Consider the following 24,952-nt stretch of genomic DNA (forward strand, 5'->3'; position numbering starts at 1 on the left):
CTCTAAAACAAAAAAAGCAGCCAATGGCTGCTTTTTACTAACTTCTATTGAAGCTGCTAGGCGTTTAAACCTTGGCTTTTTAAGTACTCTTCGTAAGTGCCGTGGAAGTCTACAATACCTTCTGGCGTCATTTCGATGATGCGCGTAGCAAGGCTTGATACAAACTCTCGGTCGTGGCTTACAAACACCAAGGTGCCTGGGTAGTTTTCTAAGGCTAAGTTGAGTGACTCAATAGATTCCATGTCCAAGTGGTTGGTTGGCTCGTCCATCACCATAATGTTTGGCTTTTGCAAAATCATTTTGCCAAACAGCATACGGCCTTGCTCACCACCAGAGATTACCTTAACGGATTTGTTAATGTCTTGCTGTGAGAACAATAAGCGGCCTAAGGTGCCACGAATCACTTGCTCGTCGTCGCCCTCTTTGCCCCATTGCCACATCCAGTCAATCAGGTTTTTATCTTCTTCAAAGTCGGCTGCATGGTCCTGTGCGTAGTAACCAAGCTGAGCATTTTCAGACCATTTAATGCTGCCACCAAAATCAGTATCGCCTACCAAACATTTAAGGAAGGTGGTTTTACCAATACCGTTGGGGCCAATTACCGCAATGCGCTCGCCTACTTCAACCATTAAGTCTAAATCTTTGAATAGGGTTTCTTCGTAGCTCTTCTCCAAACCTTCAATTTGTAAGGCTAAGCGGTGCAGCTTTTTCTCTTCTTCAAAACGAATGTAAGGGTTTTGGCGGCTCGAAGGTTTAACTTCGGCTAATTGAATTTTATCAATTTGCTTAGCACGAGAGGTAGCTTGCTTAGATTTTGAAGCGTTAGCAGAGAAACGGCTAACAAAGGTTTTAAGCTCGGCAATTTGGGCTTTTTTCTTGGCGTTGTCCGACAACATTTGCTCGCGTGCTTGGGTTGCAGCTGTCATGTATTCGTCGTAAGAACCAGGGAAAGTACGCAGCTCACCGTAATCTAAATCGGCCATGTGAGTACATACGCTGTTTAAGAAGTGGCGGTCGTGCGAGATGATTATCATGGTGCAGTTACGCTCATTTAGCACCCCTTCTAACCAACGAATGGTATTAATATCCAAGTTGTTGGTAGGCTCATCTAAAAGCATAATGTCTGGGTCACCAAACAATACTTGGGCTAGCAATACACGCAGTTTCCAGCCAGGAGCTACTTCGCTCATTGGGCCGTAATGTTGCTCGATAGGAATACCAACACCTAGCAATAACTCACCAGCGCGAGCTTCGGCGGTGTAACCGTCCATTTCTGCAAACTCGGCTTCTAGCTCAGCTGCGCGAATGCCGTCTTCTTCACTCATCTCTGGGTTGGCATAAATTGCGTCGCGCTCAGATTTAACCGCCCACAGTTCTTCGTAACCCATAATAACGGTATCGATAACCGCTTTATCTTCGTAAGCAAATTGGTCCTGCTTTAGCTTACCAATGCGTTCGTTTGGATCCTTAGATACATTGCCGGCACTTGGCTCCAAATCGCCACCCAATATTTTCATAAAGGTAGATTTACCACAGCCATTGGCGCCGATAAGACCATAACGGTTACCTTCGCCAAATTTAACTGAGACATTTTCGAACAATGGCTTTGCGCCAAATTGCATGGTGATATTAGAAGAAGTAAGCAATGTAAATATTCCGCTTGGTTACGTTACACCAGCATTTTGCTGGGTAATCTGATGGCTAAATTGTTTGGTCGCGCATTATGCCACAACTTGCTCAAACAACGCACATATTAAGACAAAGATCACATAAGCTTAGCCACTTTCCGCTAATACGCCGTAAAACTAAGCACTCAAGAGTTAGCTTAGCGCTTTTATATGACGGCTTAGTTTATTTGGATTATTCTAACCACCTATCATCGTAACGAGGACGAACCATGTCTGATGCTAATAACATTGCTAAAGCCGATAGCCATTCACGCATGCAATACCTAATTAAAGAAAGCAAAGCTCAAAATCAATTGTGGATCTTAATCGACGACGATGGCTGCGTAATGCTTAACTCTGAAGATGAAGACTGCGTCCCCGTGTGGCCAAGTAAGGAATTTGCTGACGCTTGGGCGACTGGAGATTGGCAGCACTGTAAAGCCGAAGCAATCTCGCTAAACAAATGGCGCAGCCGCTGGACCGAAGGCCTAACAGGTGACGAACTTTATGTTGCGGTTTTTCCTAACGAACAAGAAGAAGGCTTAATTTTGTCGCCTTACGAGTTTGAAGATGCCTTAGGTAAAGGCCGTTAACAAAAAAAGCCCCGATAGATTAAGCCTTAATCTATCGGGGCTTTTTAAACGCTTATACGAGTGACTACCAGCCTTGGGTATGTTTCTCAATTAACTGGCAATACAACTCAACTTGTTCGGGATTGTCATTTAACGCTGAAATGTAATGATACTGCTCCCCGCCCGCTTCTAAGAACTCATCACGTAACTCACAAGACACTTCTTCAATTGTCTCTAAGCAATCTGCTGAAAAAGCCGGAGAAATTACATCTACCGATTTAACGCCCTGCTCTGCAAGTTGGTGTAGTAACTGGTCGGTATAGGGTTTAACCCATGGATCTTTACCAAAGCGCGACTGATAACATAAGCGCCACTGATTTTGCTTAAGCCCTAATACTGCGGCCACTTTGGCTGCAGTATCTTCACACTGCTGCGGGTAAGGGTCGCCATTTCGTGCATAGCGCTCTGGAATACCATGAAAAGAAAACAACAACACTTCACCACGGGCGGTTAACTCCCAGTGCTGTTTAATCGAGTTTGCTAAAGCTTGAATATAAGCTGGCTCGGCATAGTAATCTTTAACCATGCGTAATTCAGGCAAGTTGTAAGTATTTTTAAGTGCTTTGGCATAAGCATCAAAAACCGGAGCAGTAGTTGATACCGAATACTGAGGATACATCGGCAATAACAGTACTTTTTGATGCCCCGCATCTAGCACCTGATTAACCACCTCTTTAATATCGGGTGAGCTATAAGTCATGGCTAAATGTACTTCGTACTTATCGCTAAGCTTGGCTGACACTTTATTGCGAATTTGTTCGCTAATAACTTTAAGGGGCGAGCCATTCTTTAGCCAAATCTGTTGGTAAAGCTTGGCAACACGTCGTGAGCGCAAAGGCAAAATAACGCAATATAACAGTGGTAACCATAATAACTTAGGCAGGTTTACCACTCGCTTATCTGATAAAAAGCGCCCCAGAAACTTCGCTACGGCGTTAGGTGTCGCTTCATCTGGTGTACCTAGGTTCACCAATACTACGGCACATTTTAACTCGTTGTCATGTTGTGACATTCAACTATTCCCTAAAAGTGGACAACACAGTGTACGGCATTTTTAGGCATAAAAAAAAGCGGCAATTGCCGCTTTTTTTTGCAAATCGTAATTAGCAATTAATCAAGTAATTCAACTAATTGATTGCTAATTGCTTCAACAGACTGAGTACCGTCTAGTTTGAAGTATTTGCTGTTACCTAACTCAGCTTCTTTACCGTAGTAGCTTACTAATGGTTTAGTTTGCTCGTGGTAAATAGCTAGTCGATCACGTACGATGCTTTCTTCGTCGTCTGGGCGGATTACTAAGTCTTCGCCGCTTACGTCATCTTTACCTTCAACCTTAGGTGGGTTGTAAACAATGTGGTAAACACGGCCGCTGCCTGGGTGAACTCGACGTCCACTCATTCGTTTAACGATTTCTTCGTCGGCTACGTCAAATTCTAAAACCGCATCAATGTTAATGCCGGCTTCTTTCATTGCGTCAGCTTGAGGGATGGTGCGAGGGAAACCATCTAACAAAAAGCCTTTTTCGCAATCGTCTTCAAGAATACGTTCTTTTACTAGGCCAATAATCAACTCATCGGAAACTAATTGCCCTGCATCCATTACTTCTTTTGCTTTGATGCCTAAAGCTGTGCCAGCTTTTACAGCGGCGCGAAGCATATCGCCAGTAGAGATTTGAGGGATGCCGTAACGCTCCATAATAAATTGTGCTTGGGTACCTTTACCCGCACCTGGAGCGCCTAAAAGAATAATGCGCATAATTTGCTGTTCCTTGGTCTAGTTTTTAGTGCTTTTACAAGAGACGTGAATTTACACTGATGAGGCCAGAACTACAAGGGAAGCTCGACTAAAGTTCAGTTTGACGAAGCTCTGCATAATAACGCTGTTTGTTACTATACATGTTCTGATCTGCTAGCTTGTACAAGCCACTAAAGTCAACGTCAGTGGTTGACGCGTAGCCTACAGAGAAGCTCACCAAAGGCTCTCCTCCAAAGCTGTTTAGGTCTATTCCTACTTGATTATTTTGCCTTGCCGCTAAACGCGCGTTTAGCTCGCTAGCTGATGCTAATTGCTCACCTGACAATACTGCTGCGAATTCATCACCGCCAATACGGTAGAAGTCTCCCGTTAAGCCTTCGCAACAGTCTGATAGCACCCTCGCCACAGAAATAATCAGCTGGTCACCTTTCTCATGGCCTTTCTCATCGTTCATTTGTTTTAGGCCGTTCACGTCAATGATAAATAAACCGACTTCGGCATCTAGTTGCGTTTCTAGTGAGAATTGCAGTTCATCAAAGGCTTGGCGATTTTTAATGCCAGTTAAAGAATCGGTTCTAGCAACATAGTCCAGCTCTTCGTTTAGGGTTCGGTTTTCTAAAAATGCACTGAGTTCGGTGATAAACAGTAGAATTCGGTTACTGTTTTCTTCACTTAACTTAGGTTCATTAATAAGCAGCCACCCCATTTTTCCGCCACCACAGCGAATACCAAAAACATTCACCAATTGTTGTTTAAACTCGATGCTAAATCGATCCCAACGCTGTCGAGATTTTTCTGACACTCGATTAGAAAGCTGTTCAAAGCTTTCTACTTCAACAGACAAGCTGTCGTTCACCATACGGTGACCGCGTGATTGCGGCAAGTAAATCACCAAACCTGTATTTGGAAAACACATAGACAATATACGAAGTGCGTCGTTAGCAATTTGTCGATTACCCTCACTGGCCTCCAATACTCGCCTAAATTGCACAAGCTGTTGAAAAAAGAAGTTACTTTGCGCCAGGTTATCCATCGATAGTTCTAAGTCTCGGGTGCGCTCTTCAACTTTATACTCAAGTTGGCTATTCAAGTTTTGAACTTCTTCTAGGTAGCCGGCCCGTAGTTTGTCGATACGTGCTAACTCAACATTTTTCTCATTTACCGTTCTTAACTGCTCACCAATGGTACCTTTCATTTCGGTAAGCAAATTTGCTACATCGGCAAACTCTCGAATCACGAGCTTTCCGTTGTTCAGGGCATCGGCATTTCGGCCTTTTTCGAAATCGCGAATTAGACCGTACAAACGCCCAAATGCTTTTGCCACTAAATGAGCAAACAGCATCACGACCACAATAATAAGACCGATAACAATAATGCTACTGGCCATGCCAGGCGCCATTGCTTCTTTAACTTGATTAGCCAGGCTCTCTAAGCGCTGACCGACTTTAATTTGAATCCAAACAGAGTTTTGATAGTTTCGCCCCGATATAATCAAGCGGCTGGCGTGAGTAACATCGTAAGCGTCATCACCGATCAGGTTCCCTAGCAATTGTTCTTCGCGATAAAACACTGCTAGGCTCTCCTGATCATCGAGCCGGTTGGCAGCAACTTCCGCTAATTTATATATAGGCACCACCGCTATTAGGTAGCCTTTTACAACGATACGGTCGATGGCACGATCAGAGTAAATAGGCACCACATGCACCAAACTATGATGTTGACCGCTTTTGCCAACCAAGGAGTAGTTATCAACCAAATAGACCTTACTTTTTGATTCAAAATCTTTTATTTCGAAGGGACTGGTAAAACGTTGCTGCAGAATATTAGATTGCTCAAGCGCCAGTATGTTTCCACCATAAGATTCCACTACAAAACCATCGGCTTCTACCAAGTACAAAGACTCAATGAGCGGTGCATCGAGCACAAAGTTACCCAGTATATCGGGAAGGTGAATCGAATAAAGTAGATCATCAATACCGTTTACTACACTCTCTTGCTCAGAAAGCAAACGTAAGCCATTGGTGAGAATCTCATTGCTATGCTTAAGTTCGGCAGTAATTTGGCTTGCCGAAGCCGCCAAACGGCTATTAACCGACTGATAAACAAAATTGTACATCTGTTTATATAAGGTAAAAGAAAGCACCGAAACCGGAATAATGGCTACGAAGATCAATAACAAAAATGTGATAGACCGAAGTCTTATTGTCATTCTTTGCGTCCGCGTTTGCGAGTTTCTTTGTCAGCAATGGTTTGCATTAACTGGGTAGCTTGTTCGACTGAATAGTTATGATCCATATATCTGTTAAAGCCCCGTTCTAGGGCTAACCACACTACGGTCATTTCGGCATCCCCGGGCATCGCTCTGGTATCTTCCATTTGCTTCAACATGTTTTGTTCGTTGGGGTTGTTGTCACTGATTATTTTCGAAACCAATTCAACATTAGCAGGGATTAAACCACCTTGTTGATAAATGATGCTTTGTGCTTCTTGCTGCTGCATAAATGCACTAAATTGCTTAATTTGTTGGTAATTGTCATCTGACGTTGAGAGACGAGGAAAAGCTAACACATAACCAGAAAACATCGGCAGCATTGGGCTTCCCTCAATATCAGGCAAGGTGCTTACACCTAGCCGCTCATCCATAGTTTGTTTCAATTCCTTATATATCCAATCGCCGTTAATCATATAAGCGGACTGACCGTTCTTAAAACGTTCTACACTGCAATCGTGATTACATTTGGGGTCAACCAAGCCGATATCTTTAAGCTGTTTATAGAACGTTAAGGCTTGCTGCATTTCTTTGGTATCTAGGGTTATTTTTCCATCGTTAAGTGGCCAACCTTGAAATGCGGTTAAGAATGGAATGAACCAATACATCTCGGAGTAGTTCCAAACAATAGCTTGTTGCTCACCTTGGCTAAGCGCTGATTGCTGTTCTAATAACTCGGCCCAAGAGCTTACGGGCTGTTTAACTAAGTCTTTGTTGTAGTAAAGTACTAAGTGGTTGCCTTGAAATAGCGGCACACCATATTGTTCGTTGTCGGTAAAACCCGCTTTAAGCACCCGCGGTTCTGTTTGCGGAATAATCCAGTCTTTAGGTACCGGCGCTAAAGAAATCAAATCATGCATGCCAACAAAATCGCTAGGCACGTAAAGAATATCTGGCAAGGTATTAGTGCGGGCTTGGTTAAGCACCTCTTCGCGTAATCGTTCTGACAAGAAGTTGTTTTTTTCAACGGTTACGCCGGACTGTTTTTCAAATTCAGCAATCGCATTATCGAGGTATTGAGATGGATTATGGGCATTCCACAATGTGATTTTTGCGTTAGCTTGAGAAAGCGTACACATTAAGCCTAAAATCAGCACTACTTTGCGCATGTTAGCTACCTTTCCGTTATTATTTTTTTTGTTTAGTGTAGCAACGATTCAGTGCTTTATCTGTGAACTCATCCTCTGCAATTGCTGATAAGTCATCTGACCTGTAAATCCACAATCAAGTCTATGAATAATCGTTTTATTTTTGGTAAAACGCCCAAATCAGCAAGTAACAAAAAAGGCAGCACCAAGTGCTGCCTTTTATTCTCTAGAGTATGTTTAAGCTAAAAGTTGGTTAACTCGCTTAATGAACTCAGAAGGGTTTTCTAAGCTACCACGCTCAGCAAGGGTTGCTTGATCTAATAGTAAGCTCGCCCACTCTGCAAATTTAGCTTCGTCTTGCTCATCGGCAACGCGCTTAACTAAAGCGTGTTGAGGGTTCAGTTCAAAGATGTATTTTTGATCAGGTACATCTTGACCAACCGCTTGCATCAACTTCTGCATTTGGGTGCTCATGTCGTTGTCATCAACAACGATACAAGAAGGCGTATCGGTTAAACGGTAAGTTAAACGAACATCTTTAACCTTATCACCTAAGCTTTCTTTCATGCGCTCAACAAAGCTTGCGTATTCGCTTTCGTCTTGCTCTTTCTGCTTCTTAGTTTCTTCGTCATCTAAGTCGCCAAGGTCTAAATCACCTTTAGTTACCGAAACAAGGGTTTTGCCTTCGGCTTCTGGCAAGTGACTAATTAACCACTCGTCTACGCGGTCGTGCATTAACAATACTTCAATGCCTTTACGTTTGAAGATTTCTAAATGCGGGCTGTTAGCAGCGGCTGCGTAACCATCGGCCGTTACGTAGTAAATCTTGTCTTGGCCTTCTTTCATGCGCTCGATGTAATCGGCGAAGGAAACATTTTGCTCAGCACTGTCGCTGTTAGTAGAAGCAAAACGCAGTAGCTTAGCGATTTGATCTTTGTTAGCGAAATCTTCTGCTGGACCTTCTTTTAGCACTTGGCCAAATTCAGCCCAAAACGTTTGGTATTTCTCAGCATCGTTCTTCGCCATGCGCTCAAGCATAGTAAGAACACGCTTAGTACAAGCGCTACGTAAGTTAGCGGTTGTTTTAGTATCTTGAAGGATCTCACGTGATACGTTTAGTGGAAGGTCGTTTGAATCTAACACACCCTTCACAAAGCGTAGGTAACCCGGCATAAACTCATCAGCGTCGTCCATGATGAACACGCGTTGAACATACAGCTTCAAGCCATGTTGACGCTCGCGGTTCCACATATCGAATGGGGCTTTACTTGGGATGTAAAGCAAGCTGGTGTAATCCTGCTTACCTTCAACTTTGTTGTGCGCCCAAGTTAATGGATCAGCGAAGTCATGAGAAATGTGCTTGTAAAACTCGTTGTACTCATCTTTAGAGATGTCGTTTTTACCGCGTGTCCACAAAGCAGTTGCTTTGTTAATGGCTTCCCATTCGCCTGGCACTGCTGCAACTTTTTCACCGTCTGGACCTTCAGACTCAGGCGTTTCGTCTTTCCACATTTGAACTGGGATCGAAATATGATCTGAGTACTTAGTGATGATAGAGCGAACTTTCCAGCTATCTAGGAACTCATGTTCGTCTTCACGTAAGTGAAGAATAATGTCGGTACCGCGGCCTTCTTTAGCAATGTCGGCTACGGTGTAATCACCTTCACCTGCACTTTCCCAACGTACACCTTGGCTAGCTTCTGCACCTGCAGCACGAGTTTCAACGGTTACTTTATCGGCTACGATAAATGCTGAGTAAAAACCAACACCAAATTGACCAATTAGTTGCGAGTCTTTTGCGCTGTCGCCACTTAACTGACCAAAAAACTCTTTAGTGCCAGACTTAGCAATAGTACCAAGATGCTCAACAACTTCATCGCGGGTCATACCAATGCCGTTATCCGACAAAGTAATAGTTTTAGCTTCTTGGTCGAAGCTTACACGTACACGTAAGTCACCATCGTTTTCAAATAAAGCGTTATTTTCTAAAGCTTTAAAACGCAGTTTGTCGGCAGCATCGGCTGCGTTCGAGACTAATTCGCGTAAGAAAATTTCTTTGTTTGAATATAGAGAGTGGATCATCAACTGGAGTAACTGTTTTACTTCAGTTTGAAAGCCATGAGTTTCTGCATGAGCTGCATCAGTCATCTTATTGTTTCCTTGCTTTTACACATACTTCGTTAGTTGCTAAACGATATGGGGGTAGCCAATTTTGATTTCAAGCAGGCGAGAAAAAAAATTATAAATGAACAACAAAAAAGCTCACCTTAAGTGAGCTTTATCAATACCAAACATTTTGTGTTAATCGAGTTGCTGGCGACCAATCAAAGAGTGAGAAAGTGTAGTGCCGTCTACGCTATCTAGCTCACCGCCTAGTGGCACACCATGAGCAATTCTTGATACTTTAATTTGATAACGCTTGGCCATATCAGCGATGTAATAAGCGGTAGCCTCGCCTTCTACGGTGGGATTAGTTGCGAGAATCAATTCTGCTACCTCTTCTTGGGCGAAGCGCTGTTCCAGTTTATCTAAGTGCAACTCGCCAGGACCAATGCCGTCAAGTGGTGAGAGATGGCCCATTAACACAAAGTAACTACCAAAAAATTGTGCGGTCTGCTCAATAGCAGCAACATCTGCTGGGGTTTCAACCACACAGATTACCCCTTTACTCATCCGCTTGGGCGATTGGCATATAGGGCACAGTTCTTCCTCAGCAAAATTGCGACACACCTTGCAGTGGCCAATTACGTCCATTGCATTGCTAATGCTAGCAGCAAGCTGTAAGCCATCTTTACGTTTGCGCTCTAACAAATGAAAAGCCATACGCTGGGCACTACGTGGGCCTACACCGGGTAAAACCTGTAGCGACTTAATCAATTGTTCTATGCTGGGGCTGTATTTCATTAAACTTCCACTAAACTCAATTTACGCGACGCTAATGTAACAGCGTGATAAACAAAATTCATTAAAAGCGACAGATTTTGTCCCTTAATATTAGTAGCCGATTAGTTGTTACAAGTAGACCAAACAGCACTCATGTGCGTATGATAATGATGAAGATGTATTAGCGATAAAGGATTTGTCGTTAACTTGAACAAGGAAAAAGTAATGAAGCTAAAAACCAGCTTAATCTCGGCCGCTATTCTATCTGCATTTAGTACCAATGCACTCGCCGAAGATACCTATGTACAAATTGGTGACTACACTCAGATTCTACTACCCCTTGGTGGCCTAGGTGTAAGTTTAGCCAAAGGTGATACCGCAGGTAGCTGGCAATTAACTAAGTCGTTCGCCACTACTATGATATTCACCCATGGTATTAAGTTTGCCGTAGACAAACGCCGGCCTAACTTTACCACTAACAATTCGTTTCCCTCTGGTCACACCGCTGCTGCATTTAGTGGAGCATCTTTCTTCCAAACTCGTTATGGCTCAGCTTGGGGCGTGCCTGCTTACGCACTTGCCGCATACACCGGTTGGAGTCGAGTACACGGTGATAAACACTACTGGGATGACGTAATTGCAGGTGCCAGTATCGCTACTTTGAGCAACCTGTTTTTTGTTAACCCCATCGATGAAGACATAAAAGTAAGCCCAATGGTTGATGGCGATGCCAAAGGTTTACAAATCTCTTTATCAAATGGCTTTTTTGAAGGTGGAACGCGCTCTAAAAAACCACCAACAACGTTTGACCCTAAATTTAAATTTGATTTTTTACTGGGGCCAACTCGCTTAAAATCTAATGATATTGGCAGCTTTGCGTCTGAGCAGAATATAGAATTCGGCCAAGAAGATACCTTGACTACTGCAGCCGCAAGATGGACATGGTTTGCAAGTGACCAACATAGCTTTAGTTACCTTACCCAGCCCTATGAAGCCCGTGATCAAGGCAAAGTAGAAGGCGGCGGCGATGTTTACGCGCAATACCAAGTTTGGGATAACTTAGTTAATTGGCAGTACGACTTACAGCTTGGGAAGCAATGGATAGGTAAAGCCGGTTTAGGTTTATTAATTCAATATGCGCAAGCTTCACTTTACCCCGACTCAAGCTTTAGCAAAGAGCTAGAAGGCGATGAAGAGTGGTTGTTTTACCCCTTAGCAAACGCAACCCTTGGCTACCACATCACACCTAAAGTGAACCTCGCATTTACCGGTGAATACGGTAATAATGGCGACGGTGAAGTGCTTATGACAGACTTAGGCATCAACTATGCGTTTAATAAACGCTGGGATATTGGTGGTGGATACAACTACTATAAGCGTGATCAAGACAATGCTAAAACCTTTAGAAAAATTGAGTTCGACAGCATTTATCTACGTTTAGGTTATGCATTTTAATACTAAAGGCGCAGGTTGCGCCTTTTTGTTTTAATACCTTTTACTTACAAGGAAGCCCGTGAGTACTCGTTTAAAGTCAGCTTTACTAATCAACCTAATCTGCTTGTTGGTGGTGGCCAGTGTCACCGCCTTAGCGTTGCCGTTTCTTTATCAGCAGCAAAAAGCCAACACCGAGAAGGAAGTGACAACCGCGCTAAGTTTGTTTGAAATTAGTGCCCGGCGCGCGGTTAATATTCAAAATAAAGCAGTGCTTAAAGAGTTGGCTGAAGAACTGTTAAAATCACCCAGCGTTAACTATGTAAAAGTTACCGACCAAAGCAGTCGCACAATAATGGCAGAAGCTGGAACGCCACGTAAAAAGCAACAAAATGATGGCAAACAAACCAACAAACTGGCTGCTAAAGTTGATAACCAAAAGCGTTCATCTACCCAAATTAACCCTATCGCTTGGGTAGAGATAGAGTTTTCCAGCCCCACCAATGTTTACCATTGGTTGCTGCCACATCGCTTAGTCGTATTCCGGCTATTAGCCGGGATCTTGTTACTACAAATCTTACTCAGTGTTTTTGTAAGCAGAATGTTTACCACTGCCCCTGTAAAACCAACATCGAATAAGCCAGTGAGCAACAAGCAACAGGCAAAACAAGATCCTATTATCTCTAGCTCAAAAACAGCGGTGGAAATAACCAATGCCAAGCTAAGCAAAGAGTTACAAACAGCTAAAGCTCAACACAAAAAAGACAAACAAAAAGTAAAGCAGCTGGTTGAGTTATCAAACCGCGCTAACAGTTTGAAAAAAGCGTTGCTAGAACATGCTAATAACGCCGCATTTATCGTGGATGAACACAACCATGTTATCGAAGCTAGCAACATTGGGCTTAACTACTTAAACGTAAGCAAAGCCAAACTCATCAACATTAATTTAAATAAACACTACTCAGTCCCAAGCCTTGATAATACTCAAGATGGCGAGTTTATGGAGTTATTGGTCTCTTACCCTGAAGAGTTTTGCCTATTAGTTAAAGCAAATAAAACGGGAAAAACCTACTCGGCTACCCACCTTGCTCTGCCCTTTAGTGAAGACAGCTTGTACTTAGTGAGCATCAACCCCATTAGCCAAAATAATCAAGCTCAGCAAGCTAAACAAAACCCTAAACAAATTTTACGAAGTTTAACGCCTAGCGATTTGTACAGCCCGCTAAAAGCAGGGTGTTTAGATGCCTTAAACCAGCTTAACAAGGCCTCGCTTCTAGCACCTAATGAGCATTCGGATAGAGAACGCTTAGACGCGCAGCTACGCTTAAGCACCTTGATACGCAGCTTGCCTTGGCAGCAGCAAGAAGCCAGCATAAAACTTAAAGCGGAGTCTGTACTAGACGTACTTGAGCAGAGGCTCGGTCAATTTTCGGCGCTTTACCAAGCAAAAGAATTGCATTGGGCATTGGTAGTTAGCCCAGAGATTAGCTCGCAATACATGTTTAATCGCGCTCATTTAACTGCGATATTAGATCTGCAGCTTTACTTGATCTCATTGTACCCAGCCAGCAGCCAAGTGCTTATTCAGTTGCAGGTTGAAGATCAACAATTAGTCTTTTCTGTGGATAGCGAAAACGCCGGCCAATTAAGTGCTTTACAGCAATCAATCATTGCCCTTAGTGCAGCCTTAGTAAAACAAATCAATGGCCGTCAGCAACAAAACCAAGACTCCTTAAGTATTTGCTTAAACTATGAAACAGTAGCATCGGACCAATTGGTAGAAAGCCCTAGTGATGAGGTGCAATACTTCGCAGTAGATTTTGCCGATGAGTTTTTCCAGCGTTGTATCAGCATTCAACTGCAACTTTTATCTGCCGAGTTTGTAGAGCTCAAACAGATCGAAGATGTGGACGCCAATCACAAGGTAACAGTGATAACTGACAAACCTGAGCGAAGCCTTGAGTTAGAAGACCTAGGCATTAAGCTAAAGGTATTGCTGGTAGCAGAACAACTGCCTTCACCAACGCAAGTCGACTCTTCTCTTGCGCCATTATTTTGTTTGAAGCATCAGCTGTGCAGCTTTTTAATGGCGAGCTTCTTCCAGCGACATTCCGATAAAGAAGAGCAGCAAACTATCGAAGACCTAGCAGAAGTAGCCATTGCAGCATCAGCCGAAGATGAGCCAAACACACCAAGCAACTTCTCTATTGCTTCATTTAGTCAATCAAAGCACCGATTTGAGCACTTAAGTACTCACATAGGTGACATTGCCATTAAATGGCAGCATCGTGCTTGGCAAGAAGCTTATAACCAGATTAAAAATCTCGGCACAGTTGATTACTTGTTACTAGAAAGCAGCGAACTCACGCCGATCCGTATTCAACAAATACAACAGTACAAAGCTGAGCTTCGCTTACTGCTATTGGTGAACAACGCTAAGGATTTTGATGCCACAGATTTAGCGGGCTTACATTACTATTTGATAAGCGAATCCAATACTGAAAGAGATATCCGCGATGTGTTGGTATTAAATCAACACTTTGGGCAGGCATTAGAAGGCTTGTGTGCAGATGAGCAGCTATTATCATCTCATGCTCTTTCGGAATATAGCTACCTTCGCTTAATTGAAAGCCTTAGCGGCTTAAGCCCTAGCGAACCAAAACCCAAGCCCGATAACCAAGCTGTGGCTTCGCCCACAAAATCGGATAATGAGCCCTACTTAATTGCGCTAAAAAATGTATTCAGTATCGAAAACAAAAATCGCTCTTCTCTCATTGTAGAGTTTGCCAAACAGCAACGCTGGAAAGAAGCTCAAGAGCAAGTACAACAGCTGGCATTTGGAGCTGAGAAGTTCGCATCGGATAAACTAAACCAGCAGGTAAGCGAGATTTCTGAAGCAGTATTTAAGCAAGATGAAACGGCCTTAGCTAGCGCCCTAGAACAGCTTGGTTAAGAGAAGACAATAAAAAAGAGCAAGGCATTGCCTTGCTCTTTAACTTTGCACTATCGTTCTAATCCACGATTAAATCGTAATCTTTACGAAGAATATCAATCACTTCTTGTTTTGGATTGTCACCAATGGTGATTGGCGCACCAGTGATCTTTTCAGCAATGCCTGTGTAGGTTTCAGATATTTTCATTAATACTTCAACCGGCAAATTGTTATCTCGCGCTAAGGCTTCACGCTCTGGCATACGGTTTTTGTTTAACAGAATATCTGGATCCGGGAAGTAGCTAAGTAAGGTTTGGCGGAAGTCTTCTTTAGAGTTCTCGACAACCTTACCTTCACGATAACTTGGGCCATCCCAAATACGTGATGAATCAGGTGTGCCAACTTCATCCATGTATATCAACTTGTCCTGGCCTTGAGCATCGGTTACGTAGCCAAATTCAAATTTGGTATCAACAAATACTTGGTCGATATCGCTTAAGGCCTGACTAATTACACCAAAACCTTGTTTAAGTAGGTTTTCATAAACATCGATATCATTAGCAGATTTAAAGTTAAATGCTGCGAAGTTATCTTCGATATTTTTACGCGTTACATTTACGTCGTCGGCTTCTGGCACGCCAGGGATCCCTTTAAGAATACCTTTAGTAGACGGGGTAATGAGAATCTCTGGTAGTTTTTGATCCCGTTGTAGCCCTTCCGGTAAATCAATACCACAGAAGTTACGCTCACCTTTCTCATAAGCACGCCACATAGAGCCAGTAATATATTGTCGACAAATCGCTTCAATCATTACCGGGCGCGCTTTTTGAACAATCCAAACAAAGGGATGAGGAATATCCAGAATGTGGCTGTCGGCCAAACCTTGCTCTTTGAAAAGCTTAAACCAATGGTTAGAAATTGCGTTAAGTGCAGCACCTTTACCAGGTACGCCTTTAAGGCCCTCTTCGCCGTGCCATATACAATCAAAGGCTGAAATTCGGTCGCTGATTACCATAATTGCTAGTGGTGTGTCGGCGGCAACATCATAAGCTTTTTCTTTAATGAGTCGTTTACTATCAGCTTCGGTTAGCCAATATACCGAACGTACTTTACCGCTATGAACGGGCGCGTCGGTGCGAATGGGTAAATCGTTATTCACTGCTAATACTTTATCAGCAAGACTCATGGTAAACAGTCCTCTATTTAAGAGCGAAAAATCAACGAGCAAGCTCGCTTACACACTGATTTTTACGGGGAACATTAATTTGCTGAGGGATTTTACCAGAAAGCTCGCTAACTGCTAGCGATTCGCGAGCTCTAGGCAACTTTCATTCTCAGATACGCTTTGGCCAAACTTAACTAAAGAATGAAAATGATTTGGCTAAAAACTATTGTTCATCAAAATACCAATAGCCGGCGTTGAGTAGCTCTAAAAGCCAATCAAGCTGGTGTTCATCTTCGTTAAATGCCCGCAACGAGTGAGTGTCTAAGGCGGTACTATCACACATGTTTTTTGCTAAAGCCCAAGAACAATTGGGCACCGCATAACTTTGCCCATCAACAAACAGCTCGTAAGGCAATACATCAAGGTACAAGGCCTTAATGCCCGCGGTTCGTTTTAACTCAGCGCCCTGCTCCATCAATTGGCGCAGATCACTCATCGCTAACTCTTGATCGCTGCCACTTAGCACAACAATGTCAGAGCTATGTGATGAATCACTAAGGTACTCACCTAAAAAATGGGCACTGGCTTGAGGAGAGTTGATTAAAGACTGCATCAGTTTATTAAGTGCTAAGGTATCGTTCTCGGCTACGCGACCAAACTCATTAGTTTCTTGGCGCTGCGGATCAGCAAAACGTTGTGAGCTGGTTTCGTGTTGCAGAAGATAATCGGCAAAACCAGTGACCAAATCTTTAGCATTTGGCGCTCTAAAGCCCACCGAATAATTCATCGATGGTTCTATGGCATAACCTTCATGGGGGCAGCCCGGTGGGATATACAATACATCACCAGCCTCGAGCACTACATCAATCTCAGCCACAAAGTCTTCGCAGTGTTTCAACTTATCGTGAGAGGCAAACTCTTTAAGGATTTGCTTTTGGCCAACACGCCAATGTCGCTTACCTTGTCCTTGGATGATGAATACGCAATATTGATCAATATGTGGCCCAACACCGCCCTTAACGGTGGAGTAAGAAATCATCACATCGTCAAATCGCCAGTTAGGGATAAACTGAAACGCCGCAGCTAGTTTTGCCACTTCGCCATGCCAATGGTCGACACCTTGAACCAATAAAGAACTATGTGATTCGCCCAGCAATGCAAAGTCTTCGAATGGCCCTAGATGAGCTTCCCACTGCTGCTCGTGACATGTTACCAATCGGCTTTGAATATCAGCCTCCATCGCTAAGCCAGCAAGTTCTTCCGGGCTAAGTGGGTCAACAAAATCAAGCATGCCTTGTTTTAACAAACAGGGACGCTGTTGCCAGAAATTAGCCATAAAATCTTGTTGGTTAAATGCGGTTTGATATGTCATACAGCTTACCTTTTGTAGTATCGGCAAAGTGTAACTGATTTCAACACAGGCTTTTAGCCAAACCGTCGCTTTATTCAAAGGACAAAACTCAAAAAACTTTGTATGCTTAGGCCAGCTAACAGGGACAGTAAACGTAACACTAAACCATGACCACGCACTTTCAATTATTTGATCTCCCGGAAAATGCTACCGAGGAGCAAATAAAAACTCGCTACAAACAACTCGCCAGCCGCTGCCACCCCGACAAAGGCGGCTCTGCCCAGTTGATGATTTTAATTAAAAACAGTTATCAAAAACTGTTGTTAGGCGAAGGCGCGATTGCCATAGAGCAATCTTTGGATGATTCGAACAAGCAAGTCCTTGCCTTAAAAAAAACCATTCATCAACAACAGTTCTATATTCAAAAACTTAGCGTAGCGATTGCCAAACAGGCACAAATTAAAGAAACCAAACGATTAAAAAAGATATTAATGCCAGCGCTTATTGGGATACTTGCTGTAGTGGCGGTAGTTCTAGCCAATGGCTGGTATCAGTCTAACCAGCAATTAGACAAAGTAAGCAAACAGCTGACTACAACCATTAGTATCAGCAATAAGCCTGCAAAACCCACAATGCCCGCGCTAAGCCAAGAAAACTTAGCCAAAACATGGGAGTTAAAACAAAAGCTACGTTTAAGCAGTGCTCGCCAACAATACCTTGAGTCTGATTTTGATATGAGTTTGACGCTAATTCGTGCCTTGCTCAATCAGCATTCCGCCAACGCACTCAACCAAGCACAGCAGCAGTTTTTGTTACAACAGCATATAGAAATACCACCCGTAATCGATAACGAAGCGGTCATTAATGAAAGTGCAGCTGTTAAAAACTCTATCGAAGAAAACTCGACCAAAGCTCAACAAACGGAAGAGCAACAAATAGAAGAGGTAGATTTAAACGGGGAACCGAGAGCAGTGCTTTTAGAAAGTCTCGATGTTAGCGCTGCTAACGCAACAACTAATTAGATAAGAAAGCCTTTAACTCACGCTTTGCCTGTTCGTTTTGTTCTTTAATAGCGGCAATTTGGTCTAGCAGGCGAGTCTTCTTATCACCACAAGGTAGCTTGGCACAAAGCTCATCTAAGCGTGCTAAAGGGTCTAATAGTTTATCGAAATGCTGGTTAATTTGTTCCATTTTCACTGTCCCAGTTAAAACCGCCATTAAGTGTACTGATCAAGTACTTGAAAACAAGACTCCAAATGGGTGAAACTTCATTAACTTGAAGTGAATACACTAAATTTGCCAATGCCTTACTCCGCGCTGCTCGAACCCATTAACAATTTTTTATACTGCTCAACACCTAAACAATGGCTGGTTATGGCTAAAGAGCCCGAAAACTTAAAGGTTTTGTTAATCGATCACGCAAATGCAGAGTGGAAAGCGGCCGCCACTGCAAGCAAACTGATGCTCAAGTATGCTGGCGCTAATCAGCCATTGATTCAACAAGAAATAAAAGCATTGCTAGCTCCCTATGAATTCATTATTTTTCGGGCGGGTCGCTGGTCTGTTCAGGTATTTATTGAATGGTTCTTTCCGATAGGCTTAGACAAAGCCAATAACGAGCAACTAAACGCAGCTCTTACAACCTTGGCTTTAATGCAGCGATGCAAGTTTGACCAACCGCTATTGTCTCAGCTGCATGATCTGGTAGGCAGTCATAGCGATAACTCTGCAAACAGAACATCAACATTAAGTGCTAAAGCAGAAACTAGATCAGAGGGGCAACTATCTGATTTTCAAACAGCATTGATTGAAAAAATGCGGCTGCTAATTAAAGAGGAGCTGCACCACTTTGAACAGGTTTTTTCTATCATGCATCAGTTTAACATTCACTACCAAAATCTCCCTGCAGGTAGTTATGCCAAGGGCCTAATGTCGCAAGTTCGTCATTTTGAGCCTCAAGCCCTAGCCGACAAACTGATTGTTGGGGCTTATATCGAAGCGCGCTCCTGTGAGCGTTTCGCTATGCTTTCGCCACTTTTACCCGAGGCCATTGGCCAGTTCTATATATCATTATTGCGCTCTGAAGCCCGCCACTATCAAGACTATTTGAGCTTAGCCAATATGATCATCGATAAACAAGAACTCCAACAAAGAGTGAACAAAATTGGCCAACAAGAAGCAAAGTTAATTTCTCAGCAAGACAAGGTGTTTCGTTTTCACAGTGGAATACCCTTGAGCTAATATAATTAATATAGAGAGAATTGATCACCCGAGCAGTAAACCACGTAATAATTTGTGAAGTTAATTAGATTGGATATGGTGGACTATGCGCTTACCCTTGTTTCCATTAGAGCTTTTTGTTTTGCCCGGAGGGCTGAGCAAACTACGCATATTCGAACCGCGTTATTTGCGCTTGGTCTCTATAGCTAGCGAAGAAGCTAAGGGCTTTGTCTTATGCCAGCCATTGGCAGAAGGACATACAGAGTTCAACATAGGCGTTCATTGCCAAATAGAGGATTTTGAGCAACTCGAAGACGGCATGCTCGGCATTACTATTCGCGGGATTAAACGCGTCGACTTAAGTGATACCAGCCAGGCCGACGATAAGCTTTATAGCGCTTTTGCACAAGCTAAACCCAATTGGCAACTTGAAGAACCTCCCGCAATTGAAGATGACCTAAGTGAAAAACTACAACAGGTATTAACTCAGCATGAGCTTTACGAGCAACATCCTGATTTTTTTGCTTACGACGACGAATATTGGGTAGTGCTGCGTTGGTTAGAGCTATTGCCTTTCTCCAGCAAAGCAAAAAACCAAATTCTTTTTGAAGATGACTTCTCAACCTTAGATAACCTGGTCCATCAATTAGTGTCAGAAATAACAATAGGCCATAGGTAGCTGAAATTAAAAGTGATTATCAATTAGGCTATTTATCTTAATTGATATCTAATATTTAGCATTTAAAACTTATATTTAACTAAAAAATGTCATATTTATCGTAATATGCGAACTTTTACACAGTCTTGTAATCAAAAGTGCTTTAAGATGATTGAGTCATGGATGATGAGAAGAAGTAATGGCTTCGCATTGGACATAGAATCCAATATGCTATTGCCCTAATAACCTTGGAACGATAAATATCTAGTAGTTAGACAGTAAGAGATCTGCGACCCTTTCTGTCTTAAAGGTGATTCATGAGATATAAAGCAAAAATAAGCGCAGCAATTACACAAGCACTACCGCTAGTCCAATCTGCCACCGCCGATGAAGCCGTACTTTGGAACATCGAAAAAGAGCGTGACATGCTCTGCATGGAGTTCACTTCAAATATGAGCTTCGAAAGTTTAGAGGCTGGATTTAAACAAGCCGCAGAGAAACTAGGCATTACCTGCCCTATTAGTATCTTAAAACTGCGTCGCTAGTTTATAAGACAGTGGGGGCGGGTCTCCTCCCCCAACTCTTTCCATTAATTTTTAGTCTTAGTCATCTTCTCGTTAGTTTGTTGCGTATCTAATACACAAACTAAGGAGGCTTATATGGATCTGATAATTAATTCTCATGAAGGTGACATCTACCTAGTTAACGAGCAACAAGACAACTCTCAACAAGCGCTTCGCGAGAACAGTTACCCCGCTGTTAGGTTCTCCAGTATTTCTAGCATTAAACAACACTACCAAGACCAAGCCATCGATAAGGTGTGGCTAGTTCAGCACTCTGCCTACGATGAAATGTGCGGCTTACAAAGCACCAACCAGCCAATGAAAATGCTATTAAGATGGTAGCTAGAAATAATCAATAGAGTTAAAAAAAAAGCAGCCATTAGGCTGCTTTTTACTTAGTCTTGAAGCCAAGGTGGTAAACATACCCCTAAGCCACCTAAACCGCAGTACCCATTGGGGTTCTTATGCAGATATTGCTGATGGTAAAGCTCTGCATAATAGAAAGTATCAAAACTAACTATCTCAGTGCTAATAGCATGAGCTAGGCCTTCACCTTGCAGGGCTTCTTGATAAGCCTGCTGAGCTTGCTTAGCCAACTCTAGCTGTTTACTGCTGGTCGCAAATATCATCGAGCGATACTGAGTTCCAACATCCCCACCTTGGCGCATGCCCTGAGTAGGGTCGTGCTGCTCAAAAAAGCAGGTCAACAATTGTTGATAGCTAATCACACTTGGGTCGTAAATTACTTTAACAACCTCAGTATGCCCAGTTAAGCCAGTACACACTTCATCGTAATTTGGGTTAGGTGTAAAACCACCGGCATAACCTACTGCCGTTGTTATTACGCCTTGTTGTTGCCAAAACAGACGCTCGGCGCCCCAGAAACAGCCTAAACCAAAATAAGCAGTTTCCTGATAAGCGCTAGCTTGCTCTAGGTAATTGCTGCCGTTTACTGCATGAATTCCGTCTAACTCTATCGCCTCCAAGCGCCCTGGTAAGGCATCAGCTTGGCTAACCAAAGTCGTTTTGCTCATCGATACAACTCCATCTCTATTGGCAAACGTTTAATTACTGGCACCTAGCCACCAATTTTAGCCCACGTATCACGCAAACCTACGGTACGGTTAAACACTAAAGCTTCCGGGCTTGAATCTACGCTGTCGGCACAAAAATAACCTTGGCGTTCAAACTGATAAGCATGTTCCGCTTCTGCCTTAACTAAGCTTGGTTCAACAAACCCTTGTTTAACTACCAATGATTCAGGGTTAAGCACTGCGGTGAAATCTTCTTCTGCAGCTGGGTTAGCAACGGTAAACAAACGGTCGTACAAACGGATTTCCGCAGGCTTGGCATGTTCAGCAGACACCCAATGAATAACGCCTTTGGGTTTACGTCCATCTTCAGGGTTTTTACCTAAGGTGGTGTCGTCATAAGTACAATAAACGGTAGTAACATTTCCGTTTTCGTCTTTATCACAACGTTCAGCTTTAATCATGTAAGCATTGCGTAAACGCACTTCCTTACCGATCACTAAGCGCTTAAACTTCTTGTTAGCTTCTTCACGGAAGTCTTCAGCTTCAATGTACAGCTCGCGACTAAATGGCACAATTCGTTCGCCCATATCTTCGCTAGGGTGATTAGGTGCAGATAGCTGTTCTACTTTGTCTTCAGGGTAATTTTCGATTACCACTTTAATTGGATCTAACACTGCCATTGCACGAGGTGCATTGGCATTTAAGTCGTCACGTATACATGCTTCTAACATTGGCATTTCTACCATGTTTTCCATCTTAGTCACGCCAATGCGCTTACAAAATTCGACGATTGATGCAGCGGTATAACCTCGGCGACGTAAACCAGCAATGGTTAACATGCGTGGATCATTCCAACCGTTTACATGACCATCGGTAACTAAAGTATTTAGCTTACGCTTAGACATTACCGTGTATTCAAGGTTTAAACGTGAGAACTCATACTGATGCGGTACTGTCTCAATGGTAATGTTCTCCAGTACCCAATCGTATAAACGACGGTTATCTTGGAATTCTAACGTACACAAAGAGTGAGTAATGCCTTCGATCGCATCCGAAATACAATGCGTAAAATCGTACATTGGGTAAATGCACCACTTATCACCGGTTTGGTGGTGGTGAGCAAATCGAACTCGATAAATAACCGGGTCACGCATACACATGAACGAAGAGCTCATGTCGATTTTGGCGCGTAACGAACACTCACCTTCTTTAAATTCACCCGCGCGCATTTTTCTAAATAACGCCAAGTTTTCTTCAACAGGAGTATCGCGGTAAGGGCTGTTTTTACCTGGTTGGCTTAAGGTGCCACGGTACTCACGCGCTTCGTCGGCATTTAAGAAACAAACGAATGCTAAACCCTTTTGAATCAACTCTTCAGCATAAGCGTATAACTGATCAAAATAGTTTGATGAGTAACACACCTCACCATCCCAATCGAAACCAAGCCACTTTACGTCTTGCTGAATTGAGTTAACGTAGTCGATATCTTCTTTTTCAGGGTTGGTATCATCGAAGCGCAAGTTACATGCGCCCTGGTAGTCTTGAGCAATACCAAAATTCAAACAAATCGACTTAGCATGGCCGATGTGCAGATAACCATTTGGCTCCGGTGGGAAACGTGTATGCACTGTGTCATGTTTTCCGGATTTAAGATCTTCATCAATGATGTGACGAATGAAATTGCTAGGGCGATTTTCCGCCTCACTCATACCAGCCTACCTATAAATAATGAAACGCTAATTAAAGCCGTATAATCCCTGATTCTTAGCCTTAGTACAAGCAACCATCGAACAAGCGATGAAAAGATCGCCTTATGCATCTGTTCTGTGTCCATGCCTTGCGATTAAACAGCTTAGCTTGATTAACTTTTTTGCGTTCCTTTTGGCTAAACTCAACCAGCGCCTTGCTGCAACTTCTACCAATAAGACTGGAATCAAAGTCATTCCCCCAATTTTCTTACTTATGGTTTTGTTTAGGAAATGGCGAATTTGTAGTCATGGTTTATAGTGATTAATGGTTACTGTTGATAATTAAGGGAATATGTCATGCGTCTACTTAGTGTTGCTTTTAGCATCCTGTTATTGGTTGCTTGTTCTAGCCAACCCACCTGGGATGGTATGTCAGAATCTGAAATTGCATCTTGGAAAGAAATCGGGGTAAATGTTGAACAAGTACAAACTTATGTACGAGCAGGCATGAGCCAACCACAAGTTAAAGAATTTATAGACCAAAACTTTACTGACCCAAACCAAATCACAGCTTGGGCCCAAGCCTTCACTGCTGTCGACGCCCGAGGTTGGATAGATTCAGGCTTTGATCTTTCTTCAGCCACTGCATGGGCCGCTAAAAAGTTCACTCACCAAGAAGCCAGCGCTTGGAAGTCTGCCGACTTTGATCTAGACGGCGCCGTAGACAATCGCAATAAGGGCTTAGCCCCTGTAAAATAAAGCCATATACATGGGTGTTTACTCAATTTGAGTAGACACCTTGCCTAGGCCTTCAATACTCACTTCTACTTGGTCTCCACTCTTTAGTGCCTTAGTTCTTCCCGGTGTACCAGTAAAGATCACATCATAAGCTTGTAAGCTTACATATTGGCTAATGTAACTGACAATATCCTCTACAGAGTGAATCATGTTCGCCGACGATTCTTGTTGAACGATATCGCCGTTTAGCTTAGTGGTCACAGTGAACTGGTTTTCAGCTGTAGTTTGAGTTATCCAAGGAGAAATCGGAGCAAAACCATCGGCACCTTTAGCCCGCCACCATTGCAAATCTCGACCTTGCCAAGAGCGCTCGGTGAGATCATTCCCTACTGTGTAACCAAATATACATTCTCTAGCATTTTGCTTAGATACCTTTGAACAACTTTGACCAATCACAACCACCAGCTCTCCCTCAAAATGCACATTTCGCGCATCCTTTGGGAGCTGCAACGGCCCTCCAATACTGAGAGAACTATATGACTTGTAGAAAATTTCTGGCTTGCTGGCACCTGCATCTCCTGCATGGCTGCGATAGTTTAAACCCACTGCAAATACTGTGGCTGGTTTTATCGGCATTAAGTACTTAGCTGATGCCTCAGCCGATGTTTGACCATTAACTTGGCCTTTTTCTATAGGTGAAGCATTTAAATGAAGTAACTTATCACCATCGCGTTTAACCCAGGTTTTTACCCCTTCATGGTCGATTAACGCAAACTGGCTGGTTTGCTCAGCAGTCGCTGGGCTTGAGAGTAGTAAAAGCGCGAAGCCTGTCGATAATATGTAATTCACAGTTCGTCCTTGATGTTAGGTGTCTCAGT

The 24,952-nt window shown here is 43.0% G+C and carries 22 protein-coding genes; 9 read left to right on the top strand and 13 right to left on the bottom strand.

Annotation, left to right across the window (positions count from 1 at the left end; translation table 11 throughout):
• Positions 1-56 precede the first annotated feature (56 nt).
• Positions 57-1,646, bottom strand: coding sequence for an ABC-F family ATPase (locus tag OV592_RS12020; protein ID WP_406608734.1), 1,590 nt, complete (start codon positions 1,644-1,646; stop codon positions 57-59).
• A gap of 251 nt (positions 1,647-1,897) precedes the next feature.
• Between OV592_RS12020 and OV592_RS12025 the strand changes: the two genes are divergently transcribed.
• Positions 1,898-2,260, top strand: a complete 363-nt coding sequence (locus OV592_RS12025; protein ID WP_152782567.1) for a DUF2750 domain-containing protein — start codon at positions 1,898-1,900, stop codon at positions 2,258-2,260.
• A gap of 64 nt (positions 2,261-2,324) precedes the next feature.
• Here OV592_RS12025 and hemH read toward each other — a convergent pair whose 3' ends face one another.
• The 6 genes from hemH to recR all read right to left on the bottom strand — a co-directional run bounded on the left by hemH (position 2,325) and on the right by recR (position 10,315).
• Complete coding sequence (hemH, locus tag OV592_RS12030) at positions 2,325-3,311, bottom strand: ferrochelatase (RefSeq protein WP_221076971.1); 987 nt, start codon at positions 3,309-3,311, stop codon at positions 2,325-2,327.
• 98 nt (positions 3,312-3,409) lie between these two features.
• Positions 3,410-4,054: an adenylate kinase gene (adk, locus tag OV592_RS12035; RefSeq protein WP_016401043.1), complete on the bottom strand. Its 645-nt coding sequence runs from the start codon at positions 4,052-4,054 to the stop codon at positions 3,410-3,412.
• 88 nt (positions 4,055-4,142) lie between these two features.
• On the bottom strand, positions 4,143-6,263 hold the full coding sequence (locus OV592_RS12040) for a GGDEF domain-containing protein (protein ID WP_406608735.1): 2,121 nt from the start codon (positions 6,261-6,263) through the stop codon (positions 4,143-4,145).
• Positions 6,260-7,432 (bottom strand): extracellular solute-binding protein, encoded by a 1,173-nt coding sequence (locus OV592_RS12045; protein WP_406608736.1) that lies wholly within the window; start codon positions 7,430-7,432, stop codon positions 6,260-6,262. The genes OV592_RS12040 and OV592_RS12045 overlap by 4 nt, the downstream gene beginning before the upstream one ends.
• Before the next feature lie 216 nt (positions 7,433-7,648).
• Entirely contained in the window at positions 7,649-9,559 is a 1,911-nt protein-coding gene (gene htpG / locus OV592_RS12050) for a molecular chaperone HtpG (RefSeq protein WP_406608737.1), read from the bottom strand.
• A gap of 153 nt (positions 9,560-9,712) precedes the next feature.
• Positions 9,713-10,315: a recombination mediator RecR gene (gene recR / locus OV592_RS12055; RefSeq protein WP_152782557.1), complete on the bottom strand. Its 603-nt coding sequence runs from the start codon at positions 10,313-10,315 to the stop codon at positions 9,713-9,715.
• A 204-nt stretch (positions 10,316-10,519) separates the two neighbouring features.
• Here recR and OV592_RS12060 point away from each other — a divergent pair, with 204 nt between their 5' ends.
• On the top strand, positions 10,520-11,749 hold the full coding sequence (locus tag OV592_RS12060) for a phosphatase PAP2 family protein (RefSeq protein WP_406608738.1): 1,230 nt from the start codon (positions 10,520-10,522) through the stop codon (positions 11,747-11,749).
• 58 nt (positions 11,750-11,807) lie between these two features.
• Positions 11,808-14,678 carry a hypothetical protein gene (locus OV592_RS12065; protein WP_406608739.1) on the top strand — a complete coding sequence of 957 codons (2,871 nt, stop codon included), beginning with the start codon at positions 11,808-11,810 and terminating at the stop codon, positions 14,676-14,678.
• A 58-nt stretch (positions 14,679-14,736) separates the two neighbouring features.
• Here the strand turns inward: OV592_RS12065 and OV592_RS12070 are convergent, their stop codons facing one another.
• Positions 14,737-15,843, bottom strand: a complete 1,107-nt coding sequence (locus OV592_RS12070; protein ID WP_406608740.1) for a phosphoribosylaminoimidazolesuccinocarboxamide synthase — start codon at positions 15,841-15,843, stop codon at positions 14,737-14,739.
• 202 nt (positions 15,844-16,045) lie between these two features.
• The gene (locus tag OV592_RS12075; RefSeq protein WP_406608741.1) at positions 16,046-17,194 is read right to left on the bottom strand and encodes a JmjC domain-containing protein; all 1,149 of its coding nucleotides are present in this window, start codon (positions 17,192-17,194) and stop codon (positions 16,046-16,048) included.
• Between the two features lie 146 nt (positions 17,195-17,340).
• Between OV592_RS12075 and OV592_RS12080 the strand changes: the two genes are divergently transcribed.
• Positions 17,341-18,195: a J domain-containing protein gene (locus OV592_RS12080; RefSeq protein WP_406608742.1), complete on the top strand. Its 855-nt coding sequence runs from the start codon at positions 17,341-17,343 to the stop codon at positions 18,193-18,195.
• Here OV592_RS12080 and OV592_RS12085 read toward each other — a convergent pair.
• Positions 18,188-18,364: a hypothetical protein gene (locus OV592_RS12085; protein WP_016401053.1), complete on the bottom strand. Its 177-nt coding sequence runs from the start codon at positions 18,362-18,364 to the stop codon at positions 18,188-18,190. The two genes, OV592_RS12080 and OV592_RS12085, sit on opposite strands and share 8 nt — an antisense overlap.
• Positions 18,365-18,475: 111 nt before the next feature.
• Between OV592_RS12085 and miaE the strand changes: the two genes are divergently transcribed.
• The 4 genes from miaE to OV592_RS12105 all read left to right on the top strand — a co-directional run bounded on the left by miaE (position 18,476) and on the right by OV592_RS12105 (position 20,956).
• Positions 18,476-19,414, top strand: coding sequence for a tRNA isopentenyl-2-thiomethyl-A-37 hydroxylase MiaE (gene miaE / locus OV592_RS12090; RefSeq protein WP_406611430.1), 939 nt, complete (start codon positions 18,476-18,478; stop codon positions 19,412-19,414).
• 85 nt (positions 19,415-19,499) lie between these two features.
• Complete coding sequence (locus OV592_RS12095; RefSeq protein WP_406608743.1) at positions 19,500-20,072, top strand: LON peptidase substrate-binding domain-containing protein; 573 nt, start codon at positions 19,500-19,502, stop codon at positions 20,070-20,072.
• A 296-nt stretch (positions 20,073-20,368) separates the two neighbouring features.
• The gene (locus OV592_RS12100) at positions 20,369-20,596 is read left to right on the top strand and encodes a hypothetical protein (RefSeq protein ID WP_016401056.1); all 228 of its coding nucleotides are present in this window, start codon (positions 20,369-20,371) and stop codon (positions 20,594-20,596) included.
• Positions 20,597-20,659: 63 nt separating this feature from the next.
• Positions 20,660-20,956, top strand: a complete 297-nt coding sequence (locus OV592_RS12105) for a DUF6482 family protein (protein ID WP_406611431.1) — start codon at positions 20,660-20,662, stop codon at positions 20,954-20,956.
• A gap of 53 nt (positions 20,957-21,009) precedes the next feature.
• Here the strand turns inward: OV592_RS12105 and msrA are convergent, their stop codons facing one another.
• Both msrA and glnS read right to left on the bottom strand, forming a co-directional pair.
• Complete coding sequence (msrA, locus tag OV592_RS12110) at positions 21,010-21,648, bottom strand: peptide-methionine (S)-S-oxide reductase MsrA (RefSeq protein WP_406608744.1); 639 nt, start codon at positions 21,646-21,648, stop codon at positions 21,010-21,012.
• Positions 21,649-21,692: 44 nt separating this feature from the next.
• Entirely contained in the window at positions 21,693-23,357 is a 1,665-nt protein-coding gene (gene glnS, locus OV592_RS12115) for a glutamine--tRNA ligase (RefSeq protein WP_152782541.1), read from the bottom strand.
• A 336-nt stretch (positions 23,358-23,693) separates the two neighbouring features.
• Here glnS and OV592_RS12120 point away from each other — a divergent pair, with 336 nt between their 5' ends.
• Entirely contained in the window at positions 23,694-24,095 is a 402-nt protein-coding gene (locus tag OV592_RS12120) for a hypothetical protein (protein ID WP_406608745.1), read from the top strand.
• A gap of 18 nt (positions 24,096-24,113) precedes the next feature.
• On the opposite strand, the gene OV592_RS12125 is transcribed toward OV592_RS12120, so the two are convergent.
• Entirely contained in the window at positions 24,114-24,923 is an 810-nt protein-coding gene (locus OV592_RS12125) for a fumarylacetoacetate hydrolase family protein (protein WP_406608746.1), read from the bottom strand.
• Positions 24,924-24,952 lie beyond the last annotated feature (29 nt).

Source organism: Agarivorans sp. JK6 (assembly GCF_045277145.1).
GTDB classification, from domain to species: domain Bacteria; phylum Pseudomonadota; class Gammaproteobacteria; order Enterobacterales; family Celerinatantimonadaceae; genus Agarivorans; species Agarivorans albus.

Excerpts from the sequence above, each read along its gene's own strand:
- OV592_RS12025 (WP_152782567.1), top strand. The coding sequence starts at position 1,898 with ATGTCTGATGCTAATAACATTGCTAAAGCCGATAGCCATTCACGCATG.
- hemH (WP_221076971.1), bottom strand. The coding sequence starts at position 3,311 with ATGTCACAACATGACAACGAGTTAAAATGTGCCGTAGTATTGGTGAAC.
- adk (WP_016401043.1), bottom strand. The coding sequence starts at position 4,054 with ATGCGCATTATTCTTTTAGGCGCTCCAGGTGCGGGTAAAGGTACCCAA.
- OV592_RS12040 (WP_406608735.1), bottom strand. The coding sequence starts at position 6,263 with ATGACAATAAGACTTCGGTCTATCACATTTTTGTTATTGATCTTCGTA.
- OV592_RS12045 (WP_406608736.1), bottom strand. The coding sequence starts at position 7,432 with ATGCGCAAAGTAGTGCTGATTTTAGGCTTAATGTGTACGCTTTCTCAA.
- htpG (WP_406608737.1), bottom strand. The coding sequence starts at position 9,559 with ATGACTGATGCAGCTCATGCAGAAACTCATGGCTTTCAAACTGAAGTA.
- recR (WP_152782557.1), bottom strand. The coding sequence starts at position 10,315 with ATGAAATACAGCCCCAGCATAGAACAATTGATTAAGTCGCTACAGGTT.
- OV592_RS12060 (WP_406608738.1), top strand. The coding sequence starts at position 10,520 with ATGAAGCTAAAAACCAGCTTAATCTCGGCCGCTATTCTATCTGCATTT.
- OV592_RS12070 (WP_406608740.1), bottom strand. The coding sequence starts at position 15,843 with ATGAGTCTTGCTGATAAAGTATTAGCAGTGAATAACGATTTACCCATT.
- OV592_RS12075 (WP_406608741.1), bottom strand. The coding sequence starts at position 17,194 with ATGACATATCAAACCGCATTTAACCAACAAGATTTTATGGCTAATTTC.
- OV592_RS12080 (WP_406608742.1), top strand. The coding sequence starts at position 17,341 with ATGACCACGCACTTTCAATTATTTGATCTCCCGGAAAATGCTACCGAG.
- OV592_RS12085 (WP_016401053.1), bottom strand. The coding sequence starts at position 18,364 with ATGGAACAAATTAACCAGCATTTCGATAAACTATTAGACCCTTTAGCA.
- miaE (WP_406611430.1), top strand. The coding sequence starts at position 18,476 with ATGCCTTACTCCGCGCTGCTCGAACCCATTAACAATTTTTTATACTGC.
- OV592_RS12095 (WP_406608743.1), top strand. The coding sequence starts at position 19,500 with ATGCGCTTACCCTTGTTTCCATTAGAGCTTTTTGTTTTGCCCGGAGGG.
- OV592_RS12100 (WP_016401056.1), top strand. The coding sequence starts at position 20,369 with ATGAGATATAAAGCAAAAATAAGCGCAGCAATTACACAAGCACTACCG.
- msrA (WP_406608744.1), bottom strand. The coding sequence starts at position 21,648 with ATGAGCAAAACGACTTTGGTTAGCCAAGCTGATGCCTTACCAGGGCGC.
- glnS (WP_152782541.1), bottom strand. The coding sequence starts at position 23,357 with ATGAGTGAGGCGGAAAATCGCCCTAGCAATTTCATTCGTCACATCATT.
- OV592_RS12120 (WP_406608745.1), top strand. The coding sequence starts at position 23,694 with ATGCGTCTACTTAGTGTTGCTTTTAGCATCCTGTTATTGGTTGCTTGT.